Consider the following 10713-nt stretch of genomic DNA (forward strand, 5'->3'; position numbering starts at 1 on the left):
TTTTTTTGTTTGGTTGTAAATTTATGTTAGTAAATTTGCTCATCTACAGTCATTAACTTATCCGACCTTGTTATTTCAAAGGGATATTTTTTTCATCACTCGGTCAACGTCGCAACGATCGCAGGTGTCATCGGATTAGCGAAAGGTTATTCCTCGCAACAATTGCTCGATTTAGGTGTTGGGGCGCTTTTATTTGATATCGACATGACGCAAATTCCGAGTGCACTTTGGGCGAAAAAAGGGCCTCTTAGCCCTGAGGAACGCCGAATTATATCACATCATACGGAATTTGGATTTGAACTATTGAAAAAGCAAAATAATATTTCACCATCTTCCGCTTACTGTGCCTTACAACATCATGAACGTTTTGACGGGAGCGGTTACCCGCACAAAGCAGCCGGCAAATACATTCACGAATTCGCGCGCATTATTGCGATCGCAGACGTGTTCGATGCGCTCACTTCACCGCGCGATCATCGCCAACAACATTCGCCACACGAAGCGGCCGAATATTTATGCGCAGCTGGCAACACGCTGTTTGATTACGAGCTCATTAAAACGTTTTTAAAATACGTCGCCATTTACCCGCTTGGCACAAACATTGTACTCAACACAGGATACCGAGGCGTCGTCTCAAACATTTTCCCAGAATATCCGCTTCGTCCTGTCGTTCGTATTTTACAAAACCCAAACGGTGAAACGCTAAAATCACCATTTGAAATCGACTTGCGAAAAGAAGTAAACGTCACCATTGTAGAAGCATTTTAAACAGCACCCGTTTTTGTGAATATGTTAATATATGACAAAGAGGAGAGCTGTCTGCCCTCCTCTTCTTATTGTTCAACATATGGACGAAGATGTTGCATCATGCTTACTTTCCACGCTTCAAACGCTGGCGCTACATATTTTTCAACAATTTGCTTCTTTGCGTTTGGATCGTGTAGTTTTCCGTCTAATTTCCACGCCTCTTCTACGACGGCGGAAAATCGTTGTAGCTCATTCAATAGTGCGACATCATCAGCGAAAAAATGTGCAAGCGATCGCTCATTTGTCTGTTCAATTTGACCGAACGCTGTAAAAATATCCGCAAGCACAACATCCCCTTGCGTACGCCCATAATTGGAAAAACTTTCAATTACGTAATGAAATCCTTCTTCAATTGTGTCCAATAGCGCTGCATAGTGACGAACGACCGTCAATTGTTCTGGAGTTAACTGAGTCATCATGATACCTACCTTCTTTTATCGTAAAACATGCCGTCGCTCGCTAACGAATCGTACAAGTCGTCATAACGATCGACCGCTTCTCTTGTTTGTTTAATTTGCTTTAAGTCTTGCTGGATTTGTTGTTTAAATTGCCGAAGAAGATTGTTTGTCTCACGATCTAACGCAAGCAACTGTTTCCCCATTTTCTTTTCTTCTTCCGTTAACGTTGCAGGCAGTTGCTTGAGAAGCTGTTCCCGCTTCTCAAGCATTTCCTCGATTTGTTCAATCACCGCATCACGTTTTTCTTTTTCAATCGGCTCGCGAAGCAATTCAACCATTGCCTTTGTTATGCCCAAAAGCTCCGAAACAACGCTCATTACACGTGACCGCCTTGCGCGTATTGACGTTGACGATTTAGTTGAATCACTTGCTTCCACGTATCACGGAACTCTTTGACATATCCTTCAACTTCTTCTAAAATCGCGATGTCGCTTTTAATATTTGCTTCAACTAAACGACGATACATATAGTCATACATCGTCATCATCGATTTGGCTACTTCATATTCCATATTGAGCGTCACCATCAACTCTTGAATAATTTTTTGCGCTTTTAATAAATTTGTATTGCGCGCTTCAATATCTTTCTCTTCGATCGCTTTCTTCGCTTGCGCAATAAACTTTAGGCAACCGTTATAAAGCATAAGCGTCAATTCCCCCGGTGACGCTGTTTGCACCGCATTTGTTTGATATGATTGATATGGGTTCATCTTTCAACCTCCTAATTATTGTGCTCCACCGCCAAAGGCATTCATGAGATACATACTTTGCGAGTTTGCACGTTGCACTGCTTTTTCCATCGCGGAAAACTGCTTCCAGTAGCGATCTTCTACTCGTTTTAGCCGATCTTCGGCCGCACTAATGCGCGTATCAATGTCAATAATACTTTTTCCAATGATATACTGATTCGTAGCTTTTAACGTATTTCCTGCTTTATCTTCAATACTTTTGATCGTCTTTTTAATTTCATCGCGAAGTTGGCGGACAATCCCTTTCGCATTTCCTTCACCGTTGTTGCTAAATAGACGATAAATCGCATCTGGATTTTCTTCAATTTTTTGTCTTAGTTTCGCTTCGTCAATAATTAACTTTCCGCCTTCTAAATAGTTTGGCGTCGTTGTAATGCCAATTTGTGCAAGTTGAGAAAATCCGTCCGCCACTCCATCCACTTTTCGATAAAGTGCTTGGCGCATGCTAGAGAGGGCGTTTGACAAAATCGAATCACCGCGCAAAATGCCGCTTTTCGCTTTTTCCTCCCACTTTTCCGCCTGCTTTTCCGTCAACTTCTCGCGCTGTTCATCTGTAAGCGGCTGATAATCGCGATAACGCGTTTCTTTTAGCTTCTTATTGATTTCATCGATCGTTTCATTATATTTATCAACGAATGATTTAATCGAATTAAAAATCGCATCGGTGTTTGTTGAAGATGTAATCGTCACCGTGCCTGCATGCGTATTTTTCAATGTATATGTCATGCCGTTAATTGTAAATGTGTTCGATGTGCGTTCTGTTTGAAGACCGTTAATTGTAAATTTGGCGTTTTGACCTGTTCCCGCGTCTTGTTGTAAAAACGTTTTCGTGATTACATTTAATGGATCGCTTGCATCAACCTGTATATCTAGGTTAAATCCTAATTTAGTGAAAAGCTCCGCACCACTTGTAACTTCAATAGAAGATCCACTGCCCGTTTGATTTTTAGTAATGACCATTTTCTGTGTAAAATCATCATAAAACGCACGAACGCCTAATTTAGTATCTTGATTCAATTTTGAAATCAACGTACTCAATGTTTCCTTACTTGGGTCAAGTGAGATAGTAACCGTTTCTTCAACACTGCTACCTGGATTTTTTACTTTAAACTGTAAAGAAGTTGGCATTACCTCTGTACCTAAAAATAATGTGCTCAACTGGTCATTCGCACTTATATTAATCGTATTTTGAGACGTCCATCTTGCCGCTGTCGCAAGTTGTGTAATATTGCTAATTTCTACCGTTTGGTTCGCAGCAGACGGAGTCCCAGTTGCTGTCACAACGTTTTCATTCGAACTCGTCACTTTTTTCTGCAAAAACGTGCTTTGGCGCATCACGCCGTCGAAAATATGTTTATCTAATGCGTCTAGTAAACGATTCATATCGCGATATGCATCGCGTTGCCACTCAAGTAATTGCTTTTTTTGTTTTAATTTATCAATTGGCGCACGCTCCACTTTCATTAAATCGCCAACGATTTTGTCGATGTCCATACCGCTTGCCAATCCACCTATACGCATCATGCTCATATGTGTCACCTCCTAAATTTTTCGATCAACAATTAAACCGACAAATTTCATCATCGCTGCATACATATCTAACAGCTTTTTCGGTGGAATTTCGCGCACGACTTCTTTCGTTCGTTCATCAATAAGCTGGACGTAATACTCTTTTAAATCTTCATGCACGTTAAACTTTAACGACGTATGGCTCGGTTGTAAAAATTCGTTCATTCCCTTGACGATTTCTTCAAGTTTTTCTTTTGAAATACGATCTTCTTCTTGTTTTGCGTTTAGTTGTTGTAAAGTGGTTTGCTCTTGTTTCGGTTGTTCTGCTGGGCGTTCTGTCGTTTTTTCGCTCACCGTTTTTTCATACATATATGTGGAAGAAAGAGAAGAAGAAATTCGTTCAATCATCACCGTTCGCTCCTTTGCATATACGTTCCTACTGTTTATATCGGATGGAAGAAGGGAAATTTGAAGGGGGAAAAGAAAAAACCTCTCGTTCGTTAGAGAGGCTAAATACACTAAAAATCCATCAACATGGTTACTACTGTCTCAATACCTTTAATCGCTCACTCGCCTTTTCATATCCTTCGTGTGCTGATTGTTTGTAAAAATGGATCGCTTTCCCCATTTGTCCTGTCACTTCGTAAAAAACGCCAAGGTTATAAGCCGCTAAAAAGCTACCTGTTCCGCGGACACGATCGTATTTATCCGTCTCACCAATTTCTAAACAGCGAATGAAAGATCGCTCGATGGACGAAAATACATACGCGTATCGCTCCATATTGTAAAACATCGCATCCATATAAAATAACCCGCATACGAAATGAAAATCAGGGGAATCATGTAGCCTTTTTTGTTCCTGTGCAATGACCTGTAATCCTTTTTCGAACGAACGATTCGCGATCAATGTATATAAATAATCAATGACTAAACTATGACGATACCATGCCCCAAGCGGTACAAGGCGATAACTTTCCTCAAAATATTTTTCCGCAACGTTGAATTGCATCAATAACTTATATTGTTTACCAACTTGGTATAAAACATAATCATCTGTCGGATGTTGACTTAGTTCTTCCAACAGTAGCTGTAAATTGCGTTCCGTTTTATTTGTGTAAACATATCCATCATGATACACTTCCACATCAACATTTTTGCGCGGAAAAGGTGAATCGACTTGTTCGTGAATTTTCCCAACATATGTGACACCTTTAGGGAGAAGGCGCGATAAGTAACTCTGTGCATATCTTTTCTCCCCATTTTGCACAAATTCATCTATTCGCTTAATTCGCCCAATCGTTCTCTCATTCGTTTCAATAAAATGTCGAATGATATGTTTACAGTCATTTACAATATACTCATCTGCATCTAACACGAGATTCCAATCACACGTCGATTGCATAAGCGCATAGTTGCGTGCTGCTGAAAAATCATTTACCCATTCAAAATGAAACACGTTTGCACCAAATGAACAAGCGATATCTTTTGTCCCATCAGTAGAGCCTGTATCAACAATAATAACATCATCAACGATATGTTGAACGCTTTGTAAGCAGCGGGCTAAATGTTTTTCTTCATTTTTTACAATCATCACTAGAGCTAATGTTTTCAATATTTCACCTCATTGAACTGTTTTCGTTTCCGAAAAATATGAGATCAACTATTTATAAGTACAGTCATGAAGCTCATACTATTTATATCATTTGCACGCAGTATATCTAATACTGTCTTTAAATATTGCTTATTGTGTTCAATTGTTTTAGAAAAGGATTGAATCAACATCACCACCAATTGCTCATTGAGCCCTCGATGGAAACGAGCAATTCCAATCAAATGTAACCTAATTAACGTATAATGAACAACAATCATGACATAACTATCAAATACATCTTCTTTGTCAATTGGAAATAAATTTTTAAACACGTAATTGACCAAATAGTTTTCTAACATATAGCCTTTTTCTTTCATAAATGGCTCATAATACTTCGTAATCCCCTCTTCATAACACTCTGCCATTCGCTCAATGTTATCACTGCCACCAAATCCTTGAATCATTTGTTCTAAATATTGTACATATTTATTGTTTTGAAGCCCCATCTTTTTTCTAATTTCGATAAGCTGTTGACAAATAGAAAGTTGAATACCTAGCTTTTTAGGAAGGGTAGCTATATGCTGTTTGACGAATAAGTCATCCAACATTTGATAAGTATATTGACAAATTTGTTCAAACATAACGTCAATATGATCCTTGTTTTCACTAATTTTTTTCAAAAACATTCCTAATACGATGAGACGTTCCTCCAAAGAAAGTCTTCTATCTTGTAAAATTTGAATACATAGGACACGAATCGGCCAAAAATATTTTCTTACCCCTTTTTCATTATTTAAATGAAGTGCAGAGTGATAAGCAGCTTTTTTTTCTACTTCTCCTTCTATTTCATCGAACTCAATTCCATTTGGATTTAGCAACACCAATCGTGCAATTTCCGGACAAGATAATGTACCACTTTTCTCCACTACATCGTTAACTAAATTAAATGTGCGTGGATAAATGGCACATGTGGAGCATAAAAAGTCCTCTCCCAACTCTTCATGTATACGACAAAGCTTCTCTTCTGAGAGAAATGGGCATGCACCACTCTCGTTCATTCGAATGTTTGCATAATCAAATTTTGATGTGTTATTTTTATTTCTTTTGATCACTTGTTCATTTTCAGCAAACAAACGATGAGTTGTCTTTTTATATTTTTTATATGTGTCTCGATCAATCCATACATTCCAACCTACGCAACACGTATCCTCACATTCCCCACCAATACATCGAAACGAATGCATATACTGCGGAACTAACATTTTTGCCGTTCGCTTTTTGTTCACATGAAACACTCCTAACAGACGTATTAAGAAATTGACTTCTACTCATAATATCGGCAAAAAAGCAAAAACATAAAGTATTTATTGCTCTTCTGAACAAAGGGGAACGTGTAAAAAAATAAATTACGATTATTACGGTAAGTGATGGCGATTTTCGACTACGTCTATCAAATAGAAAAAGAGACCTTAGCAAACCTAAGGTCTCTTTTTGCTTTATTAACGGAGCAATTGTAATACTCCTTGTGGTTGTTGGTTGGCTTGCCATGCCGCAACGTCTTTCGATCGTTGTGTAGACTATCTCTTCACCTTTCTAGCCATTTGGCTAGCGAAGGGCTGGGCACTTCGGGAATTTCCCTACAGACTTCATCACCATAGCCCTCGCCTTAGGTGGTATGTCCTAGTCGTTGAACCTTCTCCAGAGTTTCCTCACAGGAGCTTGGCTGCTGATTGCCCATTGTTCCATCTTTCCTTTTTTCACGCCGTCACGCCTGCCGTTTCCAGCTTCGTTGTGGCAAGGAAAGCTTTAGGGCTTCCCAGCAATTCACCCAGTCATCCTCTTAGCCGTTTCCAGCTAAGACGCCCTTCCAATCAAATTACCGAAGGAGTTGCAATACGCCTTGTGGCATTTGATTGGATTGAGCCAACATTGCTTGTGCTGCTTGAGAAAGAATGTTGTTTTTCGTAAACTCCATCATTTCTTTCGCCATATCTACGTCGCGAATACGTGATTCCGCAGCTGTTAAGTTTTCTGCTGCATTGTCAAGATTCGCAATCGTATGCTCTAGGCGGTTTTGCATTGCTCCTAAGTACGAACGACCTTCAGAAACAGTCTTAATCAAATCATCTAACTTGCTAATAGCGCCGGCCGCTCCACTTTGACTACTAATATCTTCACCTTGAGCATCACTAACGATATCACTCAAGTCAATTCCCTTAGTTGTCAAATCTAGTTCGATGGTATCATCTTTATTGGCTCCCACCTGTAGCACAAGCTTACCACTAGAGTTTACATTGCTTCCCGAAGCACCTTGGAACAATTCTTGTGTGTTGAATGTCGTCTTATCTTTAATTCTTTCTAGCTCTTTTCCAAGTTGTTCAAACTCATCTTGAAGAGCTTCCCGATCTTGTGAAACGTTCGTGTCGTTTGAAGATTGAACAGCTAACTCGCGCATACGCTGTAAAATAGCATGTACTTCTTGTAAACCGCCTTCAGCTGTTTGAATTAACGAGATACCGTCTTGTGCGTTTCGAGATGCTTGCTCTAAGCCGCGAATTTGGCTACGCATTTTTTCAGAAATCGCAAGACCTGCTGCGTCGTCGCCTGCACGGTTAATACGAAGACCAGAAGACAATTTCTCCATGTTTTTTGCTGTAGCGCTTTGCCCGATTGTTAATTGACGATGCGTATTTAACGCCGCGATGTTGTGGTTAATTCTCATTTCATATTCCTCCTTGAATTTGTTTTCCCACGTCCATGTGGTTTAGCTAGCAAGAATGAAGTCGGCCGCCCTTCTTTCTTGCCCTCACGTTTATTATCGGTTGTTTTTTTCAAAGTTTAATAGGTTGCGAAAAAAATTTTATACTTTAATGTCAAGAAATTGTGAAAACGGCGATGGTTGTTGTATTTCTTTGACGATGCGAGCAGGATCGTCCTTATGTTTATTAATGATTTCGTTTAATGCTTGTTCGGCGATCGCTTTGTTGTCTTGAACGATGCGAGCGATGACGCCAGGGACTTGAACACCGCCGATGCTAACGCTCATTTTCTTCCCCTCCTTTCTTTAATCGATGAGATAGCTGTTGAAGCGAAGTCATGGAGGCGAGTGATGCTGCGTTGTTTTCTTGTTGGATGGCGAGATATATTTCTTTTCGATGCACGTCAATATGTTTCGGTGCACGAATGCCAAGTTTCACTTGATCGCCGTCGATGGCGAGAACGACGACTTCAATGTCATCGCCAATTTGGATCGCTTCTTTTAATTTGCGCGTTAACACAAGCATGTTCTCGCCCCCTTATTTCGCTTCAACCGTTTCTGGAAACAAGCGATGTTTCGTTTTATACGGTGTATTTGTTAAAATGACTTGCTTGCCGATTCGTTCGTGGACGTTAATGACGATAGGTGCTTGTAAGTTTGCCGTCGTGTTTGTAAACGGTTCGGCGACCGTTAAAATGACGTATAGCGCGACATCGTTTTCTGCTTGAATGTTTAGTTGTTCGCACGTCGCATCATCGAGTTCAACTTCGTACGTTGGAAAATAAGAAAACGGCTCGATCATGACAAACGCTACGTCTTTATTTTGTACCGATTGTAAAATTGTAAATGGTGAGTCATGAATCGGCAGCAATGCAAACTGCTTTTCATGTTCAAAACCCGGTAGCCCGTTTTCAAATGAAACGATCGCCATGTCAGACAGCTCGATCGTTCCGTGATATTTCGTTTCGATGTTCATCTTCATCCCTCATTTATACGCTCACATCGATGCGCAAGTTGTTATGACGTGCTAAATCGATATGCACGACGTTCGGTTTATAGTCGATTTGTACAGGGCGCGGTTCGATATGAATGCGCGCTCCTGACGTTTGCCAATTCATCTCGATGCGCCCTTGTTCGAAGCCGATTTTTACGCTAAATGGGCGTGGAATTAGCCCAACGTTATAGTCGAAAGGTGGGCGCTCGCTGTTCGCTTGCGCTTGCATCGCAAGCACGTCGCCACCTTGTTCAATGCGCATTAATTCATCGCCTTGCATCGCTGTCGTTTCTAAATATGATAACCAGCTCGCATAACCGTCTTGCGCTGCTTCTTCAATGCGGCGAAAAATATGTTTTAAATCGACATCGGCACGCGCTTCCGTTTGATCGATCGTTAAGCGCGGAGGCGTCGTTTTCATTTCCAGCTGCGGTTTCGGTTGTTCAATCGACAGCTCGGCTTGTTGTTGGCGCATATGCATATATCCGCGCTCAATCGTGATCGATAATTGCGGAAATGTCGCTTGCATCGTTAGCTGCGGGATTTTCATTTCAACTCATCCCCTTAACGTAAAAAATCAACGAGCGTCGGCTGAATGATGCGCGCACCGACAGAAAGCGCAGCGCGATGAACGCTTTCTTGCGACTTTAATTCGGTAATAATTTTTTCAATGTCCGCATCTTCGTTATCTGAAATCATTCGTTTCGCGATCAGTTGTTGTTCAGAAAGACGTTGTTCAACAAGTTCTAGACGGTTGACGCGCGCCCCTAATTCTGCCCGTTCGGCAAGGACGTCGTTTATATGTCCGTCTAATTGAGAAAGCAAATTGTCTAAATTCCCTGTTGGATTGGCTAATTCGTTTTCAATTTGCTGCAACGTATTAAACAATCCTTGGTTAAATACATTATTAGGCGTGACGTTAATTTTTAGTTTTACTCCCTTGGCGACTTCGACCATAAAATCATCGTTGTTGTTGTTAACCGTCGGTGGGGTGCCGTCTGTCACAGGCGCTTGTTCAATTTTTGTGCCGTTAAAAATATATTTCCCTGCTACTTTCGTGTTGGCGACTTGTACTAAGTCTTTTTTCAACTGCTCAATTTCCCGCGCGATCGCTTGACGGTCTTCTGGACCGAGCGTGCCGTTTTTCGCTTGTACGACAAGCTCACGAGCGCGTTGCAATACACTTGTTGTATGACCTAACGCTGATTCCGAATTTTCCATCCACGTGTACGCTTCAGAAAGGTTGCGTTGAAACTGCTCGATTTCTGTTAAGCTCGTACGATAATGCATCCCTTTCATCGCCACGACCGGATCTTCGGATGGGCGATGAATTTTTTTCCCTGTCGCCAATTGTTGTTGATACGTACCGAGTTTATCGTAACTTTTACTTACGTTACGAAGCGTATTATTCGCAAGCATCATTTGTGTTACACGCATTTACTGTTCACCTACCTTCCGACAATCCCCATATTGTTAATAATTTTATCTAGCATTTGATCGATCATTGTAATCATGCGCGCGGAGGCGTTATATGCATGTTGAAATTTCATCATATTCATCATTTCTTCATCAAGCGATACGGAGCTAACTGCCATGCGTCGTTCATCAACCGATTGGCGAAGCACTTCGCTATTTTGCGATAACCGTTTCGCCTCTTGCGCATTCACCGCCATTTGCCCGATTAAACTTTCATAAAAGTTTTGGATCGTTGTTGTGTTTCCTGCGATATTCATCATTCCGTTTTTTACTTCGGCTAACGCTTGCGCATTGCTTCCGTCACCAATTTGTCCTGATGCTGATGCGGCAATATTGTCAAGTGAATCTTTAATGATTTGTGCGATATCTAAC

General features: G+C 40.8%; 15 protein-coding genes. 1 reads left to right on the forward strand and 14 read right to left on the reverse strand.

The window, feature by feature from the left end; genetic code table 11:
* Window positions 1-72: 72 nt before the first annotated feature.
* Window positions 73-768: an HD-GYP domain-containing protein gene (locus tag V7Z64_RS08750; RefSeq protein WP_297989949.1), complete on the forward strand. Its 696-nt coding sequence runs from the start codon at window positions 73-75 to the stop codon at window positions 766-768.
* A gap of 65 nt (window positions 769-833) precedes the next feature.
* On the opposite strand, the gene V7Z64_RS08755 is transcribed toward V7Z64_RS08750, so the two are convergent.
* The 14 genes from V7Z64_RS08755 to V7Z64_RS08820 all read right to left on the reverse strand — a co-directional run.
* Entirely contained in the window at window positions 834-1223 is a 390-nt protein-coding gene (locus V7Z64_RS08755) for a hypothetical protein (RefSeq protein WP_035062849.1), read from the reverse strand.
* Window positions 1224-1231: 8 nt separating this feature from the next.
* Window positions 1232-1582, reverse strand: coding sequence for a flagellar protein FliT (locus V7Z64_RS08760; RefSeq protein WP_021093736.1), 351 nt, complete (start codon window positions 1580-1582; stop codon window positions 1232-1234).
* Window positions 1582-1974 carry a flagellar export chaperone FliS gene (gene fliS, locus V7Z64_RS08765; protein ID WP_042535029.1) on the reverse strand — a complete coding sequence of 131 codons (393 nt, stop codon included), beginning with the start codon at window positions 1972-1974 and terminating at the stop codon, window positions 1582-1584. Before fliS ends, V7Z64_RS08760 begins: the two co-directional genes overlap by 1 nt.
* A gap of 15 nt (window positions 1975-1989) precedes the next feature.
* A complete protein-coding gene (locus tag V7Z64_RS08770) occupies window positions 1990-3543 on the reverse strand; it encodes a flagellar hook-associated protein 2 (RefSeq protein ID WP_042894883.1) in 1554 nt (517 codons plus the stop codon).
* A 12-nt stretch (window positions 3544-3555) separates the two neighbouring features.
* On the reverse strand, window positions 3556-3930 hold the full coding sequence (gene flaG, locus V7Z64_RS08775) for a flagellar protein FlaG (protein ID WP_021093739.1): 375 nt from the start codon (window positions 3928-3930) through the stop codon (window positions 3556-3558).
* A gap of 133 nt (window positions 3931-4063) precedes the next feature.
* The gene (locus V7Z64_RS08780; protein ID WP_240468856.1) at window positions 4064-5134 is read right to left on the reverse strand and encodes a glycosyltransferase family 2 protein; all 1071 of its coding nucleotides are present in this window, start codon (window positions 5132-5134) and stop codon (window positions 4064-4066) included.
* 44 nt (window positions 5135-5178) lie between these two features.
* Complete coding sequence (gene fliB, locus V7Z64_RS08785; RefSeq protein ID WP_055441497.1) at window positions 5179-6399, reverse strand: flagellin lysine-N-methylase; 1221 nt, start codon at window positions 6397-6399, stop codon at window positions 5179-5181.
* Between the two features lie 590 nt (window positions 6400-6989).
* Complete coding sequence (locus V7Z64_RS08790) at window positions 6990-7835, reverse strand: flagellin N-terminal helical domain-containing protein (protein WP_297989931.1); 846 nt, start codon at window positions 7833-7835, stop codon at window positions 6990-6992.
* A 138-nt stretch (window positions 7836-7973) separates the two neighbouring features.
* Window positions 7974-8159 carry a hypothetical protein gene (locus V7Z64_RS08795; protein WP_009362420.1) on the reverse strand — a complete coding sequence of 62 codons (186 nt, stop codon included), beginning with the start codon at window positions 8157-8159 and terminating at the stop codon, window positions 7974-7976.
* A complete protein-coding gene (gene csrA / locus V7Z64_RS08800) occupies window positions 8149-8397 on the reverse strand; it encodes a carbon storage regulator CsrA (protein WP_042894877.1) in 249 nt (82 codons plus the stop codon). Before csrA ends, V7Z64_RS08795 begins: the two co-directional genes overlap by 11 nt.
* 12 nt (window positions 8398-8409) lie before the next feature.
* Window positions 8410-8847: a flagellar assembly protein FliW gene (gene fliW, locus V7Z64_RS08805; protein WP_021095723.1), complete on the reverse strand. Its 438-nt coding sequence runs from the start codon at window positions 8845-8847 to the stop codon at window positions 8410-8412.
* Between the two features lie 13 nt (window positions 8848-8860).
* The gene (locus tag V7Z64_RS08810) at window positions 8861-9415 is read right to left on the reverse strand and encodes a DUF6470 family protein (protein WP_021095722.1); all 555 of its coding nucleotides are present in this window, start codon (window positions 9413-9415) and stop codon (window positions 8861-8863) included.
* A gap of 14 nt (window positions 9416-9429) precedes the next feature.
* Complete coding sequence (flgL, locus tag V7Z64_RS08815) at window positions 9430-10302, reverse strand: flagellar hook-associated protein FlgL (RefSeq protein WP_021095721.1); 873 nt, start codon at window positions 10300-10302, stop codon at window positions 9430-9432.
* 11 nt (window positions 10303-10313) lie between these two features.
* The coding region (locus tag V7Z64_RS08820) for a flagellar basal body rod C-terminal domain-containing protein (RefSeq protein WP_334110108.1) at window positions 10314-10713 on the reverse strand (400 nt) is incomplete at its 5' end.

Origin of the sequence: Anoxybacillus sp., from assembly GCF_036834105.1 — a bacterium.
In the GTDB taxonomy this organism is placed as follows: Bacteria; Bacillota; Bacilli; order Bacillales; family Anoxybacillaceae; genus Anoxybacillus.

Bases quoted from the DNA above. Each gene is read 5' to 3' on its own strand.
- V7Z64_RS08755 (WP_035062849.1), bottom strand. From the start codon at position 1,223: ATGACTCAGTTAACTCCAGAACAATTGACGGTCGTTCGTCACTATGCA.
- V7Z64_RS08760 (WP_021093736.1), bottom strand. From the start codon at position 1,582: ATGAGCGTTGTTTCGGAGCTTTTGGGCATAACAAAGGCAATGGTTGAA.
- fliS (WP_042535029.1), bottom strand. From the start codon at position 1,974: ATGAACCCATATCAATCATATCAAACAAATGCGGTGCAAACAGCGTCA.
- V7Z64_RS08770 (WP_042894883.1), bottom strand. From the start codon at position 3,543: ATGAGCATGATGCGTATAGGTGGATTGGCAAGCGGTATGGACATCGAC.
- flaG (WP_021093739.1), bottom strand. From the start codon at position 3,930: ATGATTGAACGAATTTCTTCTTCTCTTTCTTCCACATATATGTATGAA.
- V7Z64_RS08790 (WP_297989931.1), bottom strand. From the start codon at position 7,835: ATGAGAATTAACCACAACATCGCGGCGTTAAATACGCATCGTCAATTA.
- V7Z64_RS08795 (WP_009362420.1), bottom strand. From the start codon at position 8,159: ATGAGCGTTAGCATCGGCGGTGTTCAAGTCCCTGGCGTCATCGCTCGC.
- csrA (WP_042894877.1), bottom strand. From the start codon at position 8,397: ATGCTTGTGTTAACGCGCAAATTAAAAGAAGCGATCCAAATTGGCGAT.
- fliW (WP_021095723.1), bottom strand. From the start codon at position 8,847: ATGAACATCGAAACGAAATATCACGGAACGATCGAGCTGTCTGACATG.
- V7Z64_RS08810 (WP_021095722.1), bottom strand. From the start codon at position 9,415: ATGAAAATCCCGCAGCTAACGATGCAAGCGACATTTCCGCAATTATCG.
- flgL (WP_021095721.1), bottom strand. From the start codon at position 10,302: ATGCGTGTAACACAAATGATGCTTGCGAATAATACGCTTCGTAACGTA.